The sequence below is a fragment of the Mucilaginibacter sp. genome (assembly GCF_964263795.1).
In the GTDB taxonomy this organism is placed as follows: Bacteria; Bacteroidota; Bacteroidia; order Sphingobacteriales; family Sphingobacteriaceae; genus Mucilaginibacter.
The window spans coordinates 1-24773 of the sequence record NZ_CAXVWK010000032.1; the positions used below are offsets into that span (position 1 = coordinate 1).

Below are 24773 nucleotides of genomic sequence, written 5' to 3' on the forward strand. Positions count from 1 at the left end.
ACGCCCTGGTGGGAAGCCATTGTGAAAAGTAAAGACCCATCAAATTTTTTGGTGTTGTTTGAAGATGGAGCCGCTGTTGCCGGCCTATTTATTGTGTTGATCTGTACGTTTTTAAACCATCATTATCATATGCCGGTGCTGGATGGTGTAGCCTCTATATTAGTAGGGTTGATATTAGTGGCTGTATCAGCTATCCTGGCACGTGAAAGCCGCAGCTTATTGATGGGCGAAGGTATTTCGCCCGAAACGAAAACCAGGATCTGTCAATTGGTTGAAAAAGACAAGGCCGTTACCAAGGTGATGCATATCCTGTCTACTTATCAATCGCCGGACGAGATCTTATTAATGCTGATCCTGAATTTTAATAATGATTTGGACACTGCCGAAATCAATAAAGCTATCGACCGGATTCGTGCAGATGTAAAGGCGCAATGGAATCTAGTTCGGTTTGTTATTATTCAACCGGAAACTATCGCGCATCAGGACACCTATATGGAATAAATTATTTTTAAAATTCTGTAAATATATCCATTATATACGACGTAATTGCTAATATTATTAGTAATTTTGATGGATATGGATGCAGAGAGGATTACGGAAAAGTTAAATATTTTAGCAGATGCGGCTAAATATGATGTTTCATGTTCATCAAGCGGCAGCAAGCGTAAAAATGAAAATAAAGGATTAGGTAATGTCAGTAATGGTATTTGCCATTCCTATACGGAAGACGGACGCTGTGTTTCGTTGCTTAAAATTTTGCTCACCAATCATTGCATTTTTGATTGCGCCTACTGTGTATCCCGAAAAACCAACGATATTAAAAGGGCTGCCTTCACTGTACAGGAAGTAGTTGATCTCACAATTAACTTTTATCGCCGCAATTATATCGAAGGGTTGTTTTTAAGCTCGGGTATTTTTAAAGACGCTGACTTTACAATGGAGCGGTTGGTACGGGTGGCAAAAAAACTCCGTACCGAGCACAACTTTAATGGCTATATTCATTTGAAATCTATCCCCGGTGCGAGTGATGAATTAATGAATGAAGCCGGGTTGTATGCCGACCGATTGAGCGTTAATTTAGAAATGCCTACAGAGGTTGGCTTAAAATTGCTGGCCCCGGATAAAAATCAGGCGGATATGATCAAGCCGATGGGTTACCTCAAAAATGCGATCCTTCAACGTACTGAAGAAAAAAAGCTCTTTAAAAAGGCGCCGATATTCGCGCCCGCCGGGCAAAGCACCCAGGTGATAATTGGTGCCACTCCTGAAAATGATAGTCAGGTATTGCAAGCCGCCAATTATTTCTATAAAAATTTTAATCTTAAAAGGGTTTATTACTCGGGTTATGTTCCTGTGTTGGCAGATAGCCGGCTGCCCGCGCTAAATACCGCAGTACCAATGGTGCGCGAGAACCGACTTTACCAGGCTGATTGGCTGATGCGTTTTTACGGTTTTAAAGTGAATGAAATTGTGAATAATCAGCAACCTTATCTGGATTTGGATATTGACCCTAAATTGGGTTGGGCCATCAGGAATATGCACGCCTTTCCGGTTGATATCAATAAAGCAGACTTGCAGATGATATTGCGTGTGCCGGGCGTGGGGTTACTATCTGCCCAAAAAATAGTAAGTGCCCGCAAATTTGGCAAACTTAATTGGGAGCAACTAAAAAAGATAGGAGTGAGCCTTAACCGTGCCAGATATTTTATAACCTGTAGCAGTAAAGAATTTGAACGCCGCGACCTCACCGGCAACAATATCAAACAATTTATACTGGCTACATCACAAAGCAAATATTTAAAAAACACCCAAACGCAGCTCAATTTATTTTAAATGATAACTACGCTGATTTATGATGGCACGTTCGAGGGGCTCCTGACGGCAGTGTTTGAGGTTTATGAGCATAAACTGGGGCTGGTGAACCTGGTCAAAACCGGCCATCACAATGCTGCGATGTTTGAGCAGGTTATTACAGTTGTTACCGAAGAAACACGTGCTGCCAGGGTTTTAAAAGGCTTAAAATTGAAATTATCTCCAATGGGGATACAGCGATTATATGCCGCGCATCTTTCGGAAATAGATGGAGAGGACAATAATTTGGTAGGGTATATTAGATACGCTTTTGATACAAATGAAAATATAGAAGAAGATTATGGAAACCGGTTGGTAATGCGCGTTTCTGAACTGGTGCGAATGATGAGACGTGAAAAGCACAGGATGGAAGCGTTTGTTAGGTTCCAGAAATTAAGTGACGGCAGCTTTTACGCGGCTGTTGAACCCGACTTTAATGTTCTGCCCTTACTTGTCAAGCATTTTAGAAGCCGTTATGCCGATCAACGCTGGATAATTTATGATCTTAAACGGAATTACGGAATTTACTACGATTTGCATAACACAGAATATATTACCCTGGATTTTGCAGAAAATAATAAACCGGGGCAGGCAATGGCTGCTTTTTGTGAAGACGAAGGCATTTATCAGCACCTTTGGAAAAATTATTTTAACAGTGTTAATATTAAATCGCGTAAAAATACTAAGCTGCACATACGTCACATTCCCAAAAGATATTGGCGGCATTTGACAGAAAAAATTTAATTTTTACAAATTGCGCGCTTTCAGGATTGCTGTTTGAGTTTTCTTAGTTTATAAATTGTTAATATCTCAATTGTTTATAAAGTGATTAAAGATTACTTTTTTATATCTGCATAAATGTAATTGGTGTGTTTATAACTATTAAATTGCTGTTAATAACGTGTTAAAAAGAAAACTCAAAAAGTACTTGACAGAAATGCATTTATGTTCCTATATTGTAATCAACAAGAACGACGTACTTTGACAGCCTTACAGGATAACAGAAACTTAATCGGGTGGACTTTCGGGCGAACTAAAGATAAGGGAAGTGCCTGAATTACATAAACAGAAACAAAATACGAAAGTAATTTACGAAGATGTTGTAATTAAAGAGGTATTATAAACGCTGCAAAATTCTATGGAAGAAGGCAGGTTTTATAATGACCTTGAAGCAATCGGCGTTAGCAAACAATGAGCAATCAGCATTCAATTGAATTTGATCAATCAGCGTTGCAAGGATAACGACAGAGTCGACTTCCCCTCGGGAGATCAACAATATCAGGTTCCGCAGATAACAATACTTAGTCAGTGTCCCGCAAGGGTAAGGATTAAGCAGCGTTGAACGGAATTGATGGAGTTACCTCCGCAAGGAGACAGGCAAAGTACGCAATTCATGTCAACATTTGGTTTCATCATTATTTAAATGAGTAAAGATCATCAGCGTTAGCAATTAACAAAGAAGAGATCAGGTCGGTTAATTTACACAAAACTTGTTAGCCTTTGAGTGGCTATGGTCAGTCAACAGGTCAGGAAACGGAAGTCAATTCGCAAGAGTAGGCTTCCGTTTTCCTATTTTAAGCCAATTTATAAAGATTTGTAAAGTACCACTTTACTGACTGACGGATAAATTACCCATCAACCTTTCCACACTCACCATTTTCCCAACATTTTTTATTACTCCCAATCAAAAAGCCTACTTTGTGTGCATGACTAAGGATACTGCAGATAAATTGGACCGGAAGAAAAAAATATTTGTACTGGATACCTCTGTTATCCTTTATGATCATAACGCTTTTGAAAACTTCCAGGAGCACGATGTGGCCATACCTATACAGGTATTGGAAGAATTGGATAACATGAAGAGCGGTAACGATACCCGTAACTTTGAGGCCCGCAGTTTTATCCGGTTGATGGATGATATGTCCAAAAACCGCCTTATCAATCAATGGATTCCGCTGAATGGGAAAAGTAAGGGAAGTTTCAAGGTGATTTTAGATGTCAAAAATAGCAGTGCCGATGCTGAACTGGTGTTCGGATCGGAGAAGTTAGATCACCGCATACTGAATGCTGCACTTGGGGTTCAGTTTGAAAATCCTGATAAAAAGGTGATTCTGGTATCTAAAGATATCTGTCTGCGCTTAAAAGCCAAGTCGTTAAACCTCAATGCCGAGGATTATGAAACGGGCAAAGTAAAAAACCTGGATGAACTTTACAGCGGCAAAACCGTGTTGAATAAAGTTACCGAAAAGCTGCTTGGCAAACTCAACAAAAACGATGTATTGCCGGGCAATGATTTTGAAATAGAACCCGGTGCAGGTAATCAATTTTACATATTAAACAGCAAGAGCGGCACCGCCGCTTCGGGGTTTTATAACTCGCAAAGCGGCCAGGTTGAAAAAGTTACCGATCAACCCGCACTAAATATTTACCCGCGCAACCCCGAGCAGGCTTTTGCTATCCACGCACTGCTGCATCCGGATATTAAGCTGGTTACCATACAGGGCAACGCCGGCACAGGTAAAACGTTACTGGCACTCGCAAGTGCATTGGAGCAGCGCAAGCATTACCGTCAAATATTTGTTACCCGGCCCATTGTGCCGTTAAGCAATAAAGATATTGGCTTTTTGCCGGGCGATGTAAAATCAAAAATAGATCCTTACATGGCGCCCATCTGGGATAACCTTAAGTTTATAAAAGACCAGTTTGCCGAAGACGAAAAAATGCAGGCCAAGATAGATGAGTTGGTAGCAAATGATAAAATATCGATCACGCCGCTTGCCTTTATTCGTGGCCGCACACTTAGTAAGATCTTTTTTATTGTAGATGAAGCACAAAATTTAACGCCACACGAAGTAAAGACGATCATTTCCCGAGCCGGGGAAAATAGCAAGTTTGTATTTACAGGCGATATTTATCAAATTGATACGCCATATTTGGATGCAGAGAGTAATGGCTTATCGTACCTGATAGATAAAGCCAAAGGGCACCCGCTTTATGCCCACATTACATTGCAAAAAGGCGAGCGAAGCGAACTGGCGAACCTCGCTAACGATTTGTTATAATACCGGTTATCTCATAGCATATTCTGTAACCTTGGCAATATCAATGCTGATCTTGTTGATAAAGCCAAGTTGCTCTTCCATCAGTATATCGTCTGCAGTCAACGGTATTTTTTCCGGTTCGGGTTTGATCGAATCCGTTTTTAAGTGCCCGGTTTGTGGAGGTTCCGGTAGGATTGATTCCCCTTTAAGTTTCTTGTTTGTATCACTTAAAACTGCAATGCTCCGTTTAACCAGTTTCAGTGTATCCATGTGTGGTTTTTGAGGGCCTGAGCGGATCAGTGCTGTAGCGATATTTGCAGTATAGGAAGACAGTATATGATTTAGCACAACAAATTTATGGATATCCTTAATATTTCGTTGTTTACTTTTCGGTTCAGATGTCATTCGCTCAAATGTGGCCGATAGGTTGGCCGAGTTTACGTACACATCTTTACGTGCAAGCTTGTAATCTGTTACGGTAACCTCTTTGCCGGCAATGCTTGCGGCTATCTTTTTTAAATAATTGATGTTGGCTGTTATAACTGACGACAATGTTTCTTTGATCTGCTCAAACTCCCAGGTTGGAAAGATGAGATAACTGGCAATAAACGCAATTGTCGACCCTATAAGCGTGTCAAGGATCCGCTCCTGAAAAATGTTGATCTGGCCCAAACCCAGGAATTTAAAGAGTATAAGCACGTAGGGCGTCATAAATATAACGCTCACGATATAATTAAGCCGCAAAAAGCTGTAAGTGCCGATCATCAATACAACCAGCAATACAAATTGTACCGTTTTATCTGGTATGAACGATAAGATAAAAATACCGATCACTCCGCCGCCAATTGTACCTATAAGCCGTTGATAGTTACGTTGTTTTGAAAGGCTAAAACCGGGTTTCAGAATTACAATTATAGTTAACAATACCCAATAGCTATGGCCGCCAAAGGATATGTATTTAGAAGTGATATAGCCCACCAAACATACCAACGAAACTCTGAACGCATGCTTAAATGTAGCAGACGCAAACGCCAGGTTGTCAAAAAAAATGTGAGGGGCATAATCCTGGTGGGTTACAAATTTTGAATACTCAACGTCGGCGCTATTGGTGTTCAATAAACTGTCGGATGCCTTAGAATGGTAGTATTTAAATAAATTGCTGATGCTTTTTGTCAAGTCTCGAAGGTTGATCAGGATCTTCTTTAACACAAGGTTGCTGGTCTCTTTGTCATCCAGCCCTATGGCATCTATTTTTAATTTTAATTGCTCAAGCCTAAATTCGAGATTACTCGTTTTTTCGGGACGTGAGTTGGCCAGTATTGCATAGCCGATGTTGTCCAATTCTGAAGCAACATGGTGCAGGTATTCAGCAATTTCTTCGAGTATACCTGTTTTTTCAAACCTTTCCCTTATCTGCGAATAATCGTAGTGAGTTGCCATGATCTGCTCAAACATATCAACCAGATCTATAAAGGTGAGCACTAAAATCCTGCTGGCTCCGGTAGATTCCTTTACCATCAAACGGCTTTTAAATAGCATCTCGCGTACGGCATCCTGATGGTTACTCACCTGAATTTGCTTCAATACAAGCTTGCGGTAGTTTTCGTCGATATCTACTTCATGCCGATAAAAATCAGCTTTTATCCGCAAAAATTTAGCTATATCCGCTACATTTTCACCAAGGGTTTGCTGCGCCGCCCTGTATGGCCGGATGCCAAAAAATATCAGGCTAAAGATCATGTACCAGATACCGCCAGCTAATATGGTTAAGCTATACTCCAATAACTCGGGTGGTGGTACTTCCTTGTCCATCATAAAGATCATCACCAAAACAGAACTTGTTCCAACAGAAGCTGCCCGGTTGCCATAGACATTGAACATGGAAAAGAGAAAGCTGAACAAAACGATCTCGAGACCCATTGTGTAAACATTAAGCCTGGCAAAACCGGTTATAACGGCAACCATAAACAATCCAAGATTACCAATAGCCATTGCATTGCGCTTATGCGACACCGGGCCCGGGCTGTCAATTGTACAGATACATAGCGCGCCAAGTGAAAGTGTTAAACCCAGGTTAAAATTACCCAATTGCAACATTACCAGCGAGGGGAGCAGAATGCCTGTAGAAATGCGTAAACCATCCGAAAAATATTGGCTGTAAAAAAAGCTTTTTATCTCTCGTTTATAGTTATTCATGCAGAAAGTAAGGTGGTGATTTGTAAGTGCAAATTTAAACAAATAAAGTTTGAAAGGGTTGTTATAACCAATATTGCATCAATATGGTTTAACTGTTATTAAATTTCCAGTTAAAAGCCTGATTTAAAATTTAGATAACTAAATTCACCGACTGAAGCCTGGTAAACGGGCCTTAAAATTGCTAAACCTGTATTTATTATGCCATCAACTCAAAGGCTTACTCAAAAAGAAACAACTTTTAACTATGAGGTTGTAAAACGTTTTGAATTATACAACAGCTTATTTCAAACTTTGCCCTTTTACCAGGTAAAGGATACCGGCATTCTGTTGCCATTTTTTAGTTCGCATTGCGAAAAAGAAGTGGCCGGTAACAACTCGCCGTCAGCTATAATCGAATCTTTTTTTAAGAAATACGCACCTGATATTGATCACCGTGAGCAATTAAATCGTTTATTTAGGTTCATCCAATACATTGAACGTCAGGTAGTTTTGTTTGACGCGATTGAAGATTCCTCATTTGGGAAAGTTGGCAGGTCGGATGATTCCGGCACACTCCAAAATCTTATCCAGCAGGCATCCGTAAGTGAACAGGCAAGGGCTAAAATTAGCGAGCAGTTAAAAGAGTTTTCCCTTAGGCTGGTGCTTACCGCACACCCAACCCAGTTTTATCCGGGCACGGTGTTAGGAATAATGACAGACCTTATTGAGGCGCTAAAAACTAACGACATTACCAGTATCGATGTTTTACTTCAACAGTTAGGTAAAACCCCGTTCTTTAATAAAACATCGCCAACACCTGTTGATGAGGCGGTAAGCCTTGTTTGGTTCCTGGAGAATATTTTTTACCATGCGCTATCGGGCATCCAGTCAAAATTGGAAGAAGAGTTTGAACTTGATGGCAGCCACCAGGTACTGGAATTAGGTTTTTGGCCGGGCGGCGACCGCGATGGCAACCCAAATGTTACAACCGAAACTACAAAAGAGATTGCAACATTGCTGAGGCAGACAATTTTCCGTTGCTACTACCGCGATTTCAGGGTGCTTAAAAGGCGCATTACTTTCAGAGGATTTGACGACGACCTGGCGACACTGGAGAAATTACTTTACGATAATGCATTCAATCCGCAAGAAAAGCCTAAAGACCTGCAGCCCGAATTGCTGAAATCGCTGCGATCAATGCGCGATACTTTACTTACCAGCCACGATGGCCTTTTTGTAAATATTGTAGATAACCTGATTCAAAAAGTACAACTATTCGGCTCATACTTTGCCACGTTAGATATCCGCCAGGACAGCCGCATCCTGCGTGATGTGTTTAAATATTGCACCACCAAGATCTACACAGGTGTACCTAAAGACTACCAAAATCAAACTGAAGAAGCCAAAATAAAAAGCCTTCCGTTTAATCAGGCGGATTATAAATGCCCGGAAACCGAAGACGATATGACCCGCGATACGCTGGACACCATCAGGCTGATGAAACAAATTCAGCATAACAACGGTGAAAAAGGAAGCCAGCGTTTTATAATTAGCAACTGCCAGCAAGCGACTGATATTTTGCAGCTTATTGATCTGTTTTTATGGAGCGGATGGGAAAAAGATAAGCTGAGCGTAGATTTTATGCCGCTTTTTGAAACCGTTAACGATCTTAAGCATGCAGGCGATGTGATGGAAAAGCTTTACACCCATTCGTTCTACAAATCACATTTAAAACGCCGTGGCAATAAACAAACCATTATGTTAGGCTTTAGTGACAGCACCAAAGATGGTGGCTACCTGATGGCTAATTGGAGTATTTATAAGGCCAAGGTTGAACTTACTGCCATGGCCCGCAAGTACGGAATTGCCCTTGCATTTTTCGATGGGAGGGGCGGACCGCCTGCCCGTGGCGGTGGTAAAACACACCGGTTCTATGCATCTATGGGTAAGGAGATTGCGAATGATAATATCCAGCTCACCATCCAGGGGCAAACCGTAAGTTCGCAGTATGGTTCCGTTGAAACAGCACGTTTCAATACAGAGCAGCTGATTAATGCGGGTATAACTTCAGCGCTGCACCCTAATCATCAGGATTTGTTAGACGACAGGCACAAGTCACTTATCTCTGAAATGGCTGAGGAAAGTCACCGTTTATTCCTGGCGTTAAGGGAAGATCCGCTATTTGTAGAGTATCTTGAAAAATTTAGTCCGCTTAAATTACTCTCACAGATCAATATCAGTAGCCGGCCAACCAAGCGAAACCCCGGCGCCAAGCTCAAACTGGAAGATCTGAGGGCTATTAGCTTTGTTACCTCATGGAGCCAGTTAAAACAGAGCATCCCGGGATTTTATGGCATGGGAACCGCCTTGAAAAAAATGAAAGACGGCGGGCACTGGCAGGAGGTAAAAGACCTGTATTACTCGTCGGGTTTTTTTAAAACCATGGTGGATAATTGTATGATGTCGATGTCTAAATCAGATTTTAGGGTAACGGGTTACCTGGAAGACGATGAACAGTTTGGAGAATTTTGGAAAGGCCTGCGTGATGAGTTTGAGCTTACCAAAAATTTATTATTAGAACTTACTGATACCGACTTGATAATGGAGGAATTCCCGGTTGAAAGAAGGTCTATAGCTATCCGTGAAAAAATAGTGCTGCCGCTGGTGATCATCCAGCATTACGCATTACAGCTTTTAAGTAAAACCGATGATGAAGAAATGACCGGCATTTACAATAAGCTGGTGATCCGTACGGTATATGGCATTATAAATGCTGGCCGCAACCTGGTCTGATAGTCAATCAATTTATAAAAAGCCGGACTGTTTATACAATCCGGCTTTTTGTGTTTAATAAGCGTTTGTTAACAATATCATTACATTGTAAAAATATAGTAAACCGTATGGTGTTAACTTTGTTGTAACACTATTATAAGCTTACTAATTACAAATGAAAAGATCATTCTGCATTGCTATAACATTGGTAGTATTGTTTGCGGCACAAGCCTGCAACGATACCCGTAAGGCTAAAAATTATAACGACAGGACACTGGTAGATGATACCGGCATCTCCCTGATAAAAGATGGCATAGAATCGGGCAACGCCGAAGTACAATTATCACAACTTGCTGAAAAGCAATCGCAAAACCCCAAGGTGCTGGAGTTTGCCAAAATGATGGTGAGCGATCATACTCAGGTAGGTAACGAGCTTAAAAAGTTAGCTACGGATAAAAGGGTAAACATAAGCGATTCATTAAATAACGATCACAAAACAATATTGGCCAGCCTTGCTTTAAAAACAGGAGTGGAGTTTGACAGGGCATATATGCAGGTGATGGTAGATGATCATCATAAGGCTATAGAAGTTTTCAAATCTGCTGCCAACAATACTGATAAGGCTGTGAATGACCTTGCAGGCAAAACAGTGCCGAAGTTGGAAGGTCACCTGGAAGAAGCGAATAAAATCTGCGCTGGTTTAAAATAATTTAAGCTGATGTTGTACAGGCGGTTTAGCTTTTCCAAAAACAGTCCGGCCGCCGTACATCCAAGATTCTGACCTTTCTTTTTCAACTACTTGATCAAAGTTGTCGTTTGATGTAAAACCCTGTTCGGCGGCCTGTGCAATATTGGTTAAGCGTTTAATGGCTTCCATTTTTTCAGCATTACCTAATTTCGCTTTATGAATAGCAGTTTGCAGTGTGCCAATTGTTTCATCATATACTTTAAGGGGAACAGGAAAGGGATGGCCATCCTTACCACCATGTGCAAAGGAAAACCTTGCCGGGTCCTTAAAACGTGATGGTGTGCCATGTATCACTTCACTTACCAGCGCCAAAGATTGTAAGGTTCGCGGCCCTAAACCTTGTAATAATATTAGTTCTTCAAAGTCTTTCGGTTGGGTTTCATGCGCCAGCCACAATACCGATCCTAACCGTTTTAAATCAATATCCTTAGCACGTACATCATGGTGATCGGGCATCACCAATTTTCTGATCTCTTTAAGCATTTTGTCCGGTTGTTCGGCAGCTATAGTCATTATTCCAGCACGGCTGTTTGAAGCCAGCTTATCAGCCATGTTTAAAATATATCCATTATTTTTACCGTAAATGCTGGTATGCGGGTCGTCTACAAAAGAGGTTAGCTGGTCGGAGTGCCAGTGGTAGCGTCTTGCCGTACTGCTCAGGTCGCTCATGCCTTGCTGAACTACCGCCCATTTACCGTTATCATTTACGATAAAGTTGTGCATGTACAACTGAAACCCGTCCTGTATTGCTGTATTATCTATTTTGGCGCTTAGCTTACTGCACTTTATCAGGTAGTTTCCGTTAAGTCCGGTTGCGTTGCATACGTTCATTAATTCTTCAGGTGTCCGTTTTGATGCCTTACCTTTACCGCCGCAAATGTAAATGCCTAATTCTCGGCTGCGTGGATTTACAGTTCGTTTCAACGCACCCATTACAGAGGTGGTGATGCCTGACGAATGCCAATCCATCCCCATCACAGCGCCCAAGCTTTGAAACCAAAAAGGGTCACTCAACCGGCGCAGCACTTCGTCCTGTCCATAATCCATTATGATGTTCTCAATTACAGCATTACCCAGCTTACCCATCCGTTCAGCAAGCCAAAGCGGTACATAGCCATGATGTAAAGGAAGATCGGCGCTGCCGGAACGTTTCATGCTAACAAATTTAGCAAATCTATTTCAAGAACAAAATCCGTATATCGGATGTTGACTAACCAACGTTATAGCCCTGATAAAGACGTTCATTAATTTATTTATGAAAAAAATACTTATCTCATTATTTGTAGCCGGTTTATTATTCGGCGCAACAACTACACAAGCGCAGTACCGCAAACAAAGCATGGAAGACCGCTTTTTTAACAAAGATATTTCCGGTGCAGCTTTATTGCAGGTTGGATACCGGCAAACGGATCTTAGCCAGTTAAACGGTTTTTTGGCTAATAACGGTATCCCCGCTATTTCTGACAATAATTACTGGATAAATGCAGCAATGCAAAAAACCTATAAAAAATGGGTAAACGAGCATGGCATCGGATTTAGCTTGCCAAATTCATCAGAAGCCAACGGCATAAAAGCGCGTTACTCTCAGGCGGCTTTGTTTGCCAGGACCGGTTACAACCTTTCTAACAGATCGGACATCCAGCTGTACCCGTTTGCAGGCATCAACCTTAACCTTGCCATGTTCAACATCAAGGATAAAACCGGTATTGAAAGCGTGTCGAACTTTTCGCAAGAGATTTTGAATAAAACGTCAAGTAAAACGTTTTATCAAACCAAATTTGGTATTGATCTGGGTATGGGTTTCGATTACCTGATTAAAGTAAAGTCTAAAGAACTTGAGCACGCTACTATCGAGCGCAGCATCCCGTTAGGTTTACGGCTGGGCTATCATATTGGCGTTGCACAAAGCGATTTTAAGGTTGATGGCCATGAGTTGGCTAATGGCCCAAGCGATAAAAACAGCGCTTTTTTTGCAACCGCAAGCTTTGGTTTGGGTTACCATATCGTAAAGAAATAATCTGTTAAGCGCCAAAAGCGAATTTAACATCGTTCCAAAATTCGTCCAGCAATATAATGCGGGGTTTAAAAAAGGAGATTAGCTGCGGCCAGTCTCCTTTTTGGTATATACTAACCGGCTGCAATTTGATGTAAATGCGGCTAATAGTTTTGCCATAATCATCACTATCATGTAATTGCCACTCCCATTGCTCATTAAGGGCGCTATTAAGTATGTTCTTATAAGCCTCGAATTGTTCAAAAAAAAGTTGCTGCAAGTCTAGATCGGGGTGGGCTATCTCTATGCCTATTGTGGCCTGCTTAGTATCTGCCTGCATCCGAAAGTACACGTGTTTTACACCAGTTTTATAGTTTACCCAATTGGTACGCATGCCTTCTGACGATAACACAGGTGCCATATACTGCCCGAATGCTGTCCAGAATTCTTGTTTTAATTGTGTTGCCTGGTCTTTACTATACATTAAGATACTGGTTGAAATTTACAGAGTAAGGTTAAAAGGCATAACAAGCTTTTCATCCTGTGAATTGCTGCCTAATACTAACCGATAGCTACCCGGGTAAGTTTTCCATTTGTGGGTCGCAAGGTCCCACTTTTGCAATTCGTTTACCGGTATTTTTATCGTGATGATTTGTTTACCACCCTTGACTACGTTAACACGTTTAAAAGCTTTCAATTCTGTTAAAGGCATGCGATCGCTTTGCGGATATTTGACGTAGGCTTGTACCACTTCATCGCCGTCCATGTTGCCGGTATTGTTAATATTTACGTTAACAGTGATGGTGTCACCAAGGTGGTAATCTGCTTTAAAACTTCCATCTGTACTGTACTTGAATGATGTGTAGCTGAGCCCGAATCCGAATGGGTATTGCACCGGACCGTTATAGTAGCGATAGGTACGGCCTTTCATATTATAGTCTTTATAGTCTGGCAGATTGTCGAGCGACTTGTAAAAAGTTAACGGCAAATGTCCCGATGGGGATACATCACCGAAGATCAGGTCTGCAAGTGCGTTACCGCCCTGCTCGCCCGGATACCACGCTAAAATTATGGCGTCGGCATATGGTGCTATGGCTTCTACATCTATATCGCTGCCTGCAGTTAATACCGCTATAATCGGTTTGTGTACCTCTTTTCTTAATTTTTTAAGATACTTGATATGGCTTTCAGGTAAGCTTAAATTCAGCCTGTCGCCGCCGCCTGCAGCAAGAAACGCATCACCTTCTTCACCTTCATTAACCGGCGACAGTCCCAAAACCGCCACGGTGACATCACTATTTTGCGCTGCCCATATCCCGCCAAAATGAGTAGTATCGCGGCTATCTGCACCCAGATCGTATTCTACCCGGGTGCCCGGGCCTACAGCCGCCGTAATTCCTTCTACAAAATTGATCACTTTGCTAACGCCGTGGTAATTGCCTAACATTGCATCGTACGATGTAGCGTTTGGCCCAACTACCATTATGCTGCTATACTTGTTTTTGTTTAAAGGGAGGATGCTGCCGTCGTTCTTCAGCATTACCATGCTTTGCTGCGCAACTTTACGCGCTAAGGCGATGTGACTAACGTTATTAACGCTATCAGCACCATACACATAGTAGGGTGTAGCAGTACGTTCGTCATAAAAACCTAATTTAAATTCGGTGCGAAGGATGGCAGATAATGCTTTATCTACCTCGGCCACCGTAAGCAACTTCATTTTAACGGCTTTCATCACTTCGGATTGCAACATTGTTGAGCAATCCAGATCTACGCCGGCTTTGATAGCGGCAGCTGCAACATGTACGGCATCAGGCATCACTTTGTGCCTTAAAAAAATATCGTCCAGTGCCCAGCAATCGGTTACCACATGGCCTTTAAACTGCCATTCTTTTAACAGGATGTTGCTGAGTAAGGTATTACTTGTACAGCATGGCTCTCCATTAACGCGGTTGTATGCGCACATTACACTTTCTACACCGCCATCAACAAGGTACTTAAAAGCGTAGAGGTATGTTTCGCGAAGGTCTTTTTCATCGATAATCGCATTGAACTCGTGCCGCCCTGCTTCCGGGCCGCTGTGGACGGCGTAGTGTTTTGCGGTGGCACTGGCTTTTAAATATTTTGGATCATCGCCTTGTAAACCCTTTACAAACGCTGCGCCCATGCGCGATGTCAGAAACGGATCTTCGCCATATGTTTCCTGCCCGCGGCCCCAACGTGGGTCGCGGAAAATGTTGATATTAGGTGTCCAGAAGGTAAGGCCCATATATTGCAGGTGCCTGTCTTGAGCTATAGCCAGGTTATATTTTGCCCTTGCTTCGGTTGATATAACCGTAGATACCTGCTTTATCAGCTCATCATTAAACGTTGCCGCCATACCGATTGCCTGCGGAAAGATGGTAGCTTCGCCGGCGCGCGCAACGCCGTGAAGGCCTTCGTTCCACCAGTTATAGGCGGGAATGCCAAGGCGGGGTACTGCCTTGCTGTTATAACCCAGCAGCGAGATTTTCTCTTCTAAAGTTAAGCGTGATACCAGGTCTTTAACACGTGTATTTAACGGCAACTTGTTGTTTTTATAAGCCGGAGCCTGTGCACACAGCAGGCCGGGCATTAATATCATTAACAGTGCGCAACGGATAATTTTCATAAGATGCTGATGGATGGTTAAACATAAAAAGAAAATTGCATTGTTGGTTTAAATAACGCGCCAATAAACTCAACCCGAATAATTACTTTAGCAAACCAATAGAACCGATTATGAAATATCTGCTGCTGTTTTTATTGCCGTTTATAGCTTTGTGTACCACTGCGCAACAAGCGCCCAAACCTTATGGGCCTGTACCTACAAAGGCACAGCTTGGCTGGCACGAAACAGAAATGTATTGCCTCATACACTGGGGGCCGGATACTTATACCGACAAAGAATGGGGGTATGGCGATGAAGATCCTCAACTGGTTAACCCAACCAGATTTAGTGCTCTGCAAATTGTTGGTGCAGCCAAGGCCGGCGGGTTCAAAGGAGTTATCGTTGTAGCCAAACACCACGATGGTTTTTGCCTGTGGCCTACAAAAACTACTGAACACAACATTTCAAAAAGCCCGTATAAAAAGGGCAAAGGGGATATTTTGAAAGTATACCGCGATGCCTGCAACAAGTTAGGTATGAAGATGGGCGTTTATTGCTCACCCTGGGACCGTAATAGCACGTTATACGGCAAACCTGAATATGTAACCAAAGTTTACAGGGAACAGTTAAAAGAACTTTACACTAATTACGGCCCGCTATTTATTTCATGGCACGATGGTGCCAACGGCGGCGATGGCTATTATGGCGGTGCCCGCGAGGTGCGTAAGATTGACCGGTCGAATTATTATGGATGGGATGAAACCTGGGGCATAACACGCAAAATGCAACCGGTAGCTGTGCTGTTTGGAGATGTTGGACCGGATGTTAGATGGGTAGGCAACGAACGTGGCATTGCCGGCGAAACCAGCTGGGCCACCTATACGCCACATGCTCCTGAACCGGGTAAAAGGCCTGGTAACGGTTATGTAAAAGATTATGAAGGCACGGAAGGACACCGCAATGGACAGTTTTGGATGCCTGCTGAATGTGATGTAGCATTGCGCCCCGGTTGGTTCTACCACAAAAGGCAGAATGATTCCGTTAAAACACCTGATCAGTTAATGGATCTTTATTTTAAAAGCGTTGGCCGCGGTGCAGACCTGGACCTGGGCTTAGCACCTAACAGGGATGGAGTGGTAAGCAAACAAGATGTAGCAACACTTGAAACATTTGGGCAGAGGTTAGCAGAAACATTTAAGGTAAACCGCGCTAACGGGGCTACATTAACGGCAAGCAATACACGGGGCAACAATAAATTAAAATTTGGGGCTGCCAATTTGCTTGGTAATGACAGATATAGCTATTGGGCGACGGATGACAAGGTTACCACCGCGAATTTAGTTTTTGATATGCATAAGCCTCAAAGCTTCGACGTTATCAGATTACGCGAAAATATCAAGCTGGGACAGCGTATTGAAGAGATAGCAGTAGACGCATGGCTGAAAGGAAAATGGAATCAAATTGCCGCCGCCACAAGTATCGGCCCTAACCGATTGATCAAACTGCCAGAAGTTGTACGAGCACAAAAAGTGAGATTAAGGATCACTAAATCGCCTGTTTGTATTGCGTTAAGTGATTTTGGTTTATATCAATTAAGTCGATAATGCCTGTAAACATCACCAAAGAAAACATCAGATAACAAATGAGGATTTGCAAAAGATTACCGGTACTTGCCTTGTTATGCTTTTTTATACCCAAGGTATATAGCCAAACGGCGTTATATGACACGTTAAATAAACCGCAACTTGTTTCCAGGCAATTTAAATTTACCGAAGGCCCGGCTGTTGACAGAAAAGGCAATGTATTTTTTACAGATCAGCCCGATAATAAGATATGGGAATATAGCGTTGATGGCAGGCTTTCCGTTTTTATGGACAATGCGGGGCGCGCTAACGGAATGTATTTTGATAAGAGGGGCAACCTGATCGTTTGTGCCGATGAACATGACCAATTATGGTCAGTTAGTCCGGATAAAAAGGTGAAAGTTTTAGTGAAAGATTTTAAAGGATTGTTATTGAACGGGCCAAATGATCTTTGGGTTCACCCTAACGGCAGCATTTATATGACTGACCCATATTACCAGCGCCCCTGGTGGTCGCGCACCAAACCAGACCTGCCCAATCAAAAGATATTTTTTCTTCCAAAGGGTGCCACCCAGCCGGTGGATCTGGACAGCACTTTGAAACGCCCAAATGGAATTGTAGGTACCCCTGATGGTAAAACCTTGTACGTTGCCGATATTGGAGATGGTAAGATTTACAAATACGCCATATTAGCAAACGGACGGTTAGCAGATAAAAAGCTGCATATTAACCAGGGGGCAGACGGAATAACGCTTGATGAAAGGGGTAATCTTTACCTGGCCGGCAAAGGTATTACCATATTTAATCCATCAGGAACACAGATAGGCCATATTGATATTCCGGAACCGTGGACTGCAAATCTTTGCTTTGGCGGTAAAAACCGGGATGTATTGTTTATTACAGCATCAACCGCTATTTACACCTTAAAAATGAATGTTAAAGGGATAGAATAGTTAAACTTTTCGCTGCGATTTTTCCCAGGCAACGCTTTGTGTCTTTTTAAAATACCGGATGATGCCCATTAAAACAGCATAATTCATCACGCAAAAATAGTAAGGTATAAATAGCGCCTTTACACGAAGCTGCCTTTTCTCTAATACGAAACCTAAAATGGCCGCAAGGTAAAACACCACCTGCCCGGCAAATAACACGCTGTAAAACCAGCCGTCGCCGGCAAACGCCAGGGCCAGGTTAGTAATAAAGGCAATGATCATAAAAAATGGTGTAACTGTCCACCTGAGCACCCGATGGCTTACGTATTGAAAAGACAGTACCGGATATTTGAAAGAAAAAAGCAGTGGCTTTAACCGCAATATCGACTGTATGCCGCCCGCGGCTATCCTAATCTTGCGTTTAAGTTCTTCGGTTACATTTTCAGACGCGTTTTCTAACGCGTAGGCATCTGGCTCGTAAATGATCCGGTATCCCTTCGCGGCAATTAGCATAGATATCATAAAATCATCAAGAATGGTATCAGGTTCCACGTCCTGATAAAGATTACGGCGAACGCTGAAAAGTTCGCCGGCGGCGCCTACAACCGAGTATAGTTCCGAATCCCATTTTTTCAATGCCGATTCATACTTCCAGTAAAAACCTTCGCCAGCCGCGCTTGCATCCGCATTTTCGTCTATCTGCACGCGCTTTTCGCCTGCAACGGCACCTACAGTAATGTCGCTGTAATGCCGGCAAATGCGCTCAATCGCTTCCGGGTTTAGAAAGGTGTTCGCGTCGGTAAACACGGCAACTTCGGTGGTTACAAATTCCATGGCGCGGTGTATTGCCGCAATTTTACCGGCACGCTCCGGCCTGTGCAACAGCTGGACTTCCGGATACTGACTAATTATTTCGGCCGTCCGGTCGTCAGACCCATCCGTAACAAATAAGAATTTAAGTTTACCGGTCGGATATTTCAACTGGAGGCAATTGGCTATTTTATTCACCATGTAATCCTGCTCATTATAAGCTGCTACTACCAATGTACAGGTTGGCAGCTCATCATCAGTAACCACCGGCAAAACCGGCTTCCCCCTAAAAGAGCGTTTGATTTTAATGATTATATATAGCAGGATTCCGTAGCCGACAAATGTGTAAAATGCTACGAAAAGACTTATCCAAAAGATAATTTTCATGAAGTTTTATTGAGATTGTATCCTAAATCTGTACTGGTTTTACTGTGTGTCACGTTCCACCAAATGCCACGCAACAGTAGTGAAATAAAGTTGTACCGTTTACCTTTAATGTAATTTATAATATTACGTGGTGACACAACCAGTGTGAAATAAATATAAAATATTAAGGCCTTAAGTGCAGGCGCATTCTTGCGTATGAACAATATACGATTGCGGTTCATAAAATATTCTTTCACAGGGCTGTTTTTACCCACACTAACGGACTCTTTATGATAAATAACGGCATCGCCGCGCACCCAGGCCTGGTAGCCTGCACGGTTAAAACGCTCACCCCAGTCAACCTCTTCAAAATATAAAAAGAAGTTTTCGGCCATTAAACCGGCTTTTTTCGTCGCCTCTCGCTTTACCATCATTGCCGCCCCATGGCAATATCCTGTTTGCCCTTTTAAATTATTAAATTGGCCATTATCCATCTGTCCTTTTCCTATGGCATTGTTACGGCCTGTGTAGTAATTTACAAGTGTAAAGCCTGCATATTGTATCAGATCGGGTTTAGTAAAATATTTGATCAGGGGCGATATCGCACCTACCTTAGGTTGGCTTTCCATCACTTCAGCCAACTTTTCGACCAGGCCGGGTGTAAATTCGGTATCGTTATTAACAAGGAAAAAATAATCACCTGTAGCGTTATTAATACCTAAATTATTGCCACCTGCGAAACCAAGGTTAACTTCTGAACGTATAAACTTAATATCCGGATATTTGGTTAACCAACCCGGTACAGGGTTGATTCTACTTGCGTTATCAACAACAATTATTTCCAGGTCATGATAAGTGTTGGTGGCCGCAATGGATTGCAGCAACTCTTCTGTTATTTGGGGATGATTAAAATTAACGGTTATAACAGAAACGCGGGCCATATTAATATCTGGTATATTTAAACGGTATAATTATAACAAAAGTTGGGCATTTAATTGCCATTTGCACATTGGAGAATAAACAAATTACCGAAGAAGCCGCCTTAATAGAGTTAAAAGCTGATGAGTTGGTGGCATTACTCCAAAAGGGTGTAATAGATAAGACCAAATCCCGCGCTATACAAGAGCGGATTTATCATGCGCTTGATAAAGAAAGCATTCCGCAAAGCATCGAGGCGTTTAAAGGATTAGATACCGTTGATGACCGGCTCGAACTGCTTAATGAGTTTGAATTTCTATTGTCTAACCATCAACTGGATAGCAAAACCACCAAAAGTTATTTATCGCAGGAGCGGCTTAAAAAAGCGGTTATCATTATTATAGGCGTCATAATGATCACACTGGGTATGGCCATGATCATAATGCCTGCGCCACCATACTTTGAAATGTTCACTATCTTTTACTTTAACCCTAATGACGGTGTTACATTAATGGACCTGATAGCCTTGCTTATTGTATTTACGGGTGTATATTTGTTTTTAAGCGCTGTTTTGAAAAAGCAGGCTGCATAACCGATGCCTGTATCAAAAAAAATTTTATTGGTTGATGATAACCGGCTGGTTTTAGAAATGATGGGCCGGGCGCTTAACAAGGAGGGCTTTTACTGCATGAAGGCCATCTCGGCTACTGAGGCCATGACCATGTTAAACCAGGAGCGACCGGATATCATCCTATCCGACTATCATATGCCCGATATAGACGGCTTTCAATTCCGGCAACAGCTAATAGATTCTATAACGTTTAAAGACATCCCTTTTATGTTTTTGACATCGGAGGTAGATAACGATCTGATGCTAAAGGGTATTAACCTGGATGCTGTTGATTACATCTTAAAAGATACCCCGGTGCCGGTTGTAGTATCAAAAATCAATAACTTTTTAAGCACCGTGCGCGAACAACATGAGCGCACATTACGGGAACTAAGTAAAGCTGCGGTATCACTTAATCTAAGTTCAGTGCCAAAGCGCGTCCCGATCATTAAAGGTTTCGAAATTGATTTTTGGCATAAGCCTTTTCAAAACTACCCTGGGGGAGATTTTATAGATTTCATAAGGATAGATGACCGCTACACATTTGTTGTTTTGGGCGATGTAATGGGCAAAAAATGGGGTGCCTGGTATTTTTCATTTGGGTTTTTAAGCTACATCAGGGCAGCGGTGCGCATCTGCATTTCTGAGGGGAATTTTTCTACCAAAAACATCTTGCAAAAAATAAATAGCGTGGTATACCATGACCCGGTTGTGAGCGATGTGCTTTCGAGTTTATCATTATTGATGATCGATAGCCAGGAATCTGTTGTGAAATATTCCGGTGCCGGAGATCTGCCTATATTGTATTATAACAGAGATATCAATCATACAGAACAGGTCACGTCATCAGGCATGTTGTTAGGACTGATGGCTGATGGCGATTTCGACGAAATCGTATTGAAGCTTACGGAAGGCGACCGCCTGTATATCCTTACAGACGGAATGATTGATTTTGAAGGAGATGATGGCAAAAGAACTGACTATAATACTTTTACTACGGCTGTAAAACCTTATCTGAACTTGCCTTTTGCAGCGTTTAAACAAAGTGAATTCCTTGCCGAAAAAATTGCTGCCCATATTGACGATTGCAGCTTAATTTATGTACAAAAAACCAACCCATGATACTATCTGCACACATCAACAATAATGCATTGATTGCTAATATTGAGATTAAAGAAGCAAACCTGACTGTTTCTGAAGAATTAAAGACCGAATTATTCAAACTGATAGACGCCGGTAACAAATTCATAGTGGTAAACTTTGCCGGCGTTGTTTATGTAGATAGTTCGTTTCTAGGGGCATTGGTATCTGGTTTAAAGTATGCTATTGCTAATCAGGCTGATATTGCAGTAGCAGGCCTCAATAAAGATATAGCCGGTTTATTCCAGCTGATCCGTTTAGACAAGGCATTCAAGATTTTCACTACTGCCGAAGAGGCCGCCGTAAGTAAATAATGAAACAAGGCACTGTGACTAAAAGGTTTGTGTTTAATAACCGGGCCGAAGATCTTTATAATGTTCATGTTGAAGTGATTGATTACCTGACAACAGAAGCGGGATTAGACGATAGTGCTAACTTTAAACTAAAGGTGGTTTTAACAGAACTGCTTACCAACGGCATCAAACATTCCGGTTGCGATAAGTCGATCATCGAAACCTGCATTCAACCGGATAGTATCCGCATAAAAAAAACTGACGCGGGTAATAGTTTTAGCGCATCTTTCAACGGCTGTAGCTACCGGTGGCCATTACCCGGCAGGCATTTTAACGACACAATTATCCACCTGTATGGAGACGATAATTACCTGCTTAAAGCTAAAAATCAAAACAATTACCGGCTAGTTTTTTTTATTGAGGAGCAACCCCAGTTGTCTGCAGGTAATGAGATCAATAATCTGTCGGAGCATTTCGGCCTGATGATCATTGCCCGGGCTTGTGATGGTTTTAGTTATGAGTTTGATATAGATACATGTAGCAACAATTTTACGGCAACTTTTAAGCGTTGAACTTAAGTTGTTGTACTATTACCGGCAAATAGTATGGATACTAAAGAAGCTGTTTTACCCCAAAAAAAACAGGTGTTTTTTGAAAATCTGGACGGGGTGCGTGCAATAGCCGTTCTACTTGTAGTTATTACCCATATCGAACTTCATAAAAAAACATTTGGTTTAAAAGCTGCCTTACCTTTTTCTCCTCATAACATAGGTAAAACAGGTGTAAGTACATTTTTTGCGTTGAGTGGCTTTTTGATCAGCTATCTTTTGTTAGAGGAGCGCGATAATTTCAAGAAAATTGATTTTACCGATTTTTATATCCGCCGCATTTTGCGCATTTGGCCGTTGTACTTCCTGGTAGTGATAGTTGGTTTTTTTATTTATCCGGCCGAAGGTTCCACCAATGCATTGCTGATGAGCGTTTTTTTGATGCCCAACGTAGCCTTTAGTTTGCTGTTGCTGCCCGCATTATTTGATCCCATCTGGTCTATCGGTACCGAAGAGCAATTTTATATATTTCATCCGCACATATTCCGTATTAAAAAGCTGGAGAACATTCTATATACTTTAATTGGCATTTTTGCAGGGTTACTTGTGGTCATCTTCATCATTCACCGATTTGAAGATAAGTCACCGTTCATGAGTGCGCTAAGCCAATTCTTCTACTTTGCTCGTTTTACCAATATGATGCTCGGGCAATCATGGCGGTACTTTATTACAATACCCGCCACGATGTTTTTAATTTTAAATATCAGCGTTTGTTTAACCTGTTGTTTAATCGCTACATGCAGGTGTTGATCTTACTATCGTTTTTAGGGTTCTTTACTATCTTCCAATTTATTGACGTCCCACAGGGCGATGTAGTGATCGCATTTTTTGCATCACTCGTCATCGTTAACCTTTGCGAACCTAAAACAAGTATAATCGGCTTAAAAAATAAGACTTTAAAGTACTGTGGTAAAATATCTTACAGTATTTATCTGCTTCATAAATTTCCATTGTATTTGGTTTTGTTTATTGCCGGCAAGTATTTGGCACATGCAGGACTTTTGTGGCAAAATGTTTTCATTTTCACGGCAACTATTGTGCTTGTCATAGCGTTAGGCACACTATCTTACTACGGGTATGAGCGCTATTTTCTAAAACTTAAAAACAGGTTCCAAAAGATCACAAGAATCAAAGCGCCTAAAACTATTGTAAATAATTAGCCGCGGTAAACAGTTTTTTATAAATTTAACTGATGACTGCAAGTAATTGGATAAGATACCGGTCTATAATTATCTATAGCGTTTCGCTGGCTGCGTTGCTGTTTCTTTTGAAGTGGCTTGAATGGCAATTTATTATTGTTAATTACGCAGTCGAGATCTACGCGGGTACAATCGCGGTATTATTTACCGCTCTTGGCATCTGGCTGGCGCTCAAGTTAAGCAAACCAAAGATTAACACGATATACGTGGACAGGGAAATACCCGTACCAGTCGATGCATCCTTTACGATGGACATTCAAGAAGCCGCCCGCAGAAATATCAGTAACCGCGAATTGGAAGTTTTGCAGCTTATGGCACAAGGCTTAAGCAATCAGCAAATTGCCGAGCAGTTATTTGTTTCGCTGAATACCATTAAAACCCATGCTGCGAAACTATTTGAAAAACTTGAAGTACAACGCCGTACACAAGCGGTAGAAGTAGGCAAACGGCTAAAACTTATAGCCTAAACCTAACAACCACGCTGGATCATTGGTGGATATTTTCAAAATCACCCTAAAGTATTACGATGATCTGAAGCTTAAAATTCAACTTTGCCTGGGTAAATTTTAAACACATGAAAAGAAATGTATTAGTATTTGGATTGATTAGCGGCCTGTTAATATCCGTGTTCCTGGTTTGCAGCATGTCGTGGTGTTATCGTACAGGCAGTTTTGAGGGTAACATGATTATGGGGTTCTCGGCCATGTTCCTGGCATTTTCCTTCATTTTCGTCGCCGTCAAAAATTATCGTTACAAGTACAACGGCGGGGTAATCACTTTTGGCAAAGCATTCACTACCGGGCTATTGATTACCCTTATCACTTCTACAATGTATGTGTTATCATGGGCCATTGAGTACCATTTTTTTATGCCCGACTGGCTGGAGATGTATAACGCTCATCAACTATCTACCTTAAAAGCAAGCGGCGCAAACGCGGCACAAATAGCAGCCAAGACAAAGGAAATTCAAACCATGACCGAATCTTATAGGAATCCGGTTTTGTTTGTGCTTTTTAGTTACATGGAAATTTTGCCGGTAGGCTTATTGGTTTCAATAGTTACCGCATTGATTTTGAAAAAGAAAATCCGCAAAATATAGCAACCG

The 24773-nt window shown here is 41.8% G+C and carries 23 protein-coding genes; 17 read left to right on the forward strand and 6 right to left on the reverse strand.

Annotated elements, in window-relative coordinates; translation table 11 throughout:
• The 4 genes from ACE5CV_RS06075 to ACE5CV_RS06090 all read left to right on the forward strand — a co-directional run.
• A partial coding sequence (locus tag ACE5CV_RS06075; protein ID WP_374949275.1) for a cation diffusion facilitator family transporter occupies positions 1–501 on the forward strand: 501 nt, incomplete at its 5' end.
• 75 nt (positions 502–576) lie between these two features.
• The gene (locus ACE5CV_RS06080) at positions 577–1833 is read left to right on the forward strand and encodes a putative DNA modification/repair radical SAM protein (protein WP_374949360.1); all 1257 of its coding nucleotides are present in this window, start codon (positions 577–579) and stop codon (positions 1831–1833) included.
• Positions 1834–2595 carry a TIGR03915 family putative DNA repair protein gene (locus ACE5CV_RS06085; RefSeq protein ID WP_374949276.1) on the forward strand — a complete coding sequence of 254 codons (762 nt, stop codon included), beginning with the start codon at positions 1834–1836 and terminating at the stop codon, positions 2593–2595.
• Positions 2596–3557: 962 nt separating this feature from the next.
• Positions 3558–4913 carry a PhoH family protein gene (locus ACE5CV_RS06090; protein ID WP_374949277.1) on the forward strand — a complete coding sequence of 452 codons (1356 nt, stop codon included), beginning with the start codon at positions 3558–3560 and terminating at the stop codon, positions 4911–4913.
• A gap of 6 nt (positions 4914–4919) precedes the next feature.
• Here the strand turns inward: ACE5CV_RS06090 and ACE5CV_RS06095 are convergent, their stop codons facing one another.
• Complete coding sequence (locus ACE5CV_RS06095; protein WP_374949278.1) at positions 4920–7088, reverse strand: FUSC family membrane protein; 2169 nt, start codon at positions 7086–7088, stop codon at positions 4920–4922.
• Between the two features lie 198 nt (positions 7089–7286).
• Here ACE5CV_RS06095 and ACE5CV_RS06100 point away from each other — a divergent pair, with 198 nt between their 5' ends.
• Both ACE5CV_RS06100 and ACE5CV_RS06105 read left to right on the forward strand, forming a co-directional pair.
• Positions 7287–9860 carry a phosphoenolpyruvate carboxylase gene (locus tag ACE5CV_RS06100; RefSeq protein ID WP_374949279.1) on the forward strand — a complete coding sequence of 858 codons (2574 nt, stop codon included), beginning with the start codon at positions 7287–7289 and terminating at the stop codon, positions 9858–9860.
• Between the two features lie 154 nt (positions 9861–10014).
• On the forward strand, positions 10015–10548 hold the full coding sequence (locus tag ACE5CV_RS06105; RefSeq protein ID WP_374949280.1) for a DUF4142 domain-containing protein: 534 nt from the start codon (positions 10015–10017) through the stop codon (positions 10546–10548).
• On the opposite strand, the gene ACE5CV_RS06110 is transcribed toward ACE5CV_RS06105, so the two are convergent.
• The gene (locus tag ACE5CV_RS06110) at positions 10540–11742 is read right to left on the reverse strand and encodes a DUF763 domain-containing protein (RefSeq protein WP_374949281.1); all 1203 of its coding nucleotides are present in this window, start codon (positions 11740–11742) and stop codon (positions 10540–10542) included. The two genes, ACE5CV_RS06105 and ACE5CV_RS06110, sit on opposite strands and share 9 nt — an antisense overlap.
• Positions 11743–11842: 100 nt before the next feature.
• Between ACE5CV_RS06110 and ACE5CV_RS06115 the strand changes: the two genes are divergently transcribed.
• A complete protein-coding gene (locus ACE5CV_RS06115; RefSeq protein ID WP_374949282.1) occupies positions 11843–12604 on the forward strand; it encodes a hypothetical protein in 762 nt (253 codons plus the stop codon).
• Positions 12605–12608: 4 nt separating this feature from the next.
• Here ACE5CV_RS06115 and ACE5CV_RS06120 read toward each other — a convergent pair whose 3' ends face one another.
• Both ACE5CV_RS06120 and ACE5CV_RS06125 read right to left on the reverse strand, forming a co-directional pair.
• Entirely contained in the window at positions 12609–13064 is a 456-nt protein-coding gene (locus ACE5CV_RS06120; protein WP_374949283.1) for a DUF4268 domain-containing protein, read from the reverse strand.
• Positions 13065–13082: 18 nt separating this feature from the next.
• Positions 13083–15230, reverse strand: coding sequence for a glycoside hydrolase family 3 C-terminal domain-containing protein (locus ACE5CV_RS06125; RefSeq protein WP_374949284.1), 2148 nt, complete (start codon positions 15228–15230; stop codon positions 13083–13085).
• Between the two features lie 110 nt (positions 15231–15340).
• Here ACE5CV_RS06125 and ACE5CV_RS06130 point away from each other — a divergent pair, with 110 nt between their 5' ends.
• Entirely contained in the window at positions 15341–16813 is a 1473-nt protein-coding gene (locus ACE5CV_RS06130) for an alpha-L-fucosidase (RefSeq protein ID WP_374949285.1), read from the forward strand.
• 38 nt (positions 16814–16851) lie between these two features.
• Positions 16852–17745, forward strand: coding sequence for an SMP-30/gluconolactonase/LRE family protein (locus ACE5CV_RS06135; protein ID WP_374949286.1), 894 nt, complete (start codon positions 16852–16854; stop codon positions 17743–17745).
• Here the strand turns inward: ACE5CV_RS06135 and ACE5CV_RS06140 are convergent, their stop codons facing one another.
• Both ACE5CV_RS06140 and ACE5CV_RS06145 read right to left on the reverse strand, forming a co-directional pair.
• Positions 17746–18921: a glycosyltransferase family 2 protein gene (locus tag ACE5CV_RS06140; RefSeq protein WP_374949287.1), complete on the reverse strand. Its 1176-nt coding sequence runs from the start codon at positions 18919–18921 to the stop codon at positions 17746–17748.
• Positions 18918–19841 carry a glycosyltransferase family 2 protein gene (locus tag ACE5CV_RS06145; protein WP_374949288.1) on the reverse strand — a complete coding sequence of 308 codons (924 nt, stop codon included), beginning with the start codon at positions 19839–19841 and terminating at the stop codon, positions 18918–18920. Before ACE5CV_RS06145 ends, ACE5CV_RS06140 begins: the two co-directional genes overlap by 4 nt.
• Before the next feature lie 68 nt (positions 19842–19909).
• Here ACE5CV_RS06145 and ACE5CV_RS06150 point away from each other — a divergent pair, with 68 nt between their 5' ends.
• The 8 genes from ACE5CV_RS06150 (at position 19910) to ACE5CV_RS06185 (ending at position 24767) form a co-directional block, all read left to right on the forward strand.
• Entirely contained in the window at positions 19910–20410 is a 501-nt protein-coding gene (locus ACE5CV_RS06150) for a hypothetical protein (RefSeq protein ID WP_374949289.1), read from the forward strand.
• A gap of 3 nt (positions 20411–20413) precedes the next feature.
• Positions 20414–21550 (forward strand): SpoIIE family protein phosphatase, encoded by a 1137-nt coding sequence (locus ACE5CV_RS06155; RefSeq protein ID WP_374949290.1) that lies wholly within the window; start codon positions 20414–20416, stop codon positions 21548–21550.
• The gene (locus tag ACE5CV_RS06160; protein WP_374949291.1) at positions 21547–21882 is read left to right on the forward strand and encodes an STAS domain-containing protein; all 336 of its coding nucleotides are present in this window, start codon (positions 21547–21549) and stop codon (positions 21880–21882) included. The genes ACE5CV_RS06155 and ACE5CV_RS06160 overlap by 4 nt, the downstream gene beginning before the upstream one ends.
• Complete coding sequence (locus tag ACE5CV_RS06165) at positions 21882–22433, forward strand: ATP-binding protein (protein WP_374949292.1); 552 nt, start codon at positions 21882–21884, stop codon at positions 22431–22433. The genes ACE5CV_RS06160 and ACE5CV_RS06165 overlap by 1 nt, the downstream gene beginning before the upstream one ends.
• 33 nt (positions 22434–22466) lie before the next feature.
• Complete coding sequence (locus tag ACE5CV_RS06170; RefSeq protein WP_374949293.1) at positions 22467–23219, forward strand: acyltransferase family protein; 753 nt, start codon at positions 22467–22469, stop codon at positions 23217–23219.
• Complete coding sequence (locus ACE5CV_RS06175) at positions 23207–23629, forward strand: acyltransferase family protein (protein WP_374949294.1); 423 nt, start codon at positions 23207–23209, stop codon at positions 23627–23629. Before ACE5CV_RS06170 ends, ACE5CV_RS06175 begins: the two co-directional genes overlap by 13 nt.
• A gap of 32 nt (positions 23630–23661) precedes the next feature.
• A complete protein-coding gene (locus tag ACE5CV_RS06180; RefSeq protein WP_374949295.1) occupies positions 23662–24135 on the forward strand; it encodes a response regulator transcription factor in 474 nt (157 codons plus the stop codon).
• Positions 24136–24242: 107 nt separating this feature from the next.
• On the forward strand, positions 24243–24767 hold the full coding sequence (locus ACE5CV_RS06185) for a DUF4199 domain-containing protein (protein WP_374949296.1): 525 nt from the start codon (positions 24243–24245) through the stop codon (positions 24765–24767).
• Positions 24768–24773: the final 6 nt, after the last annotated feature.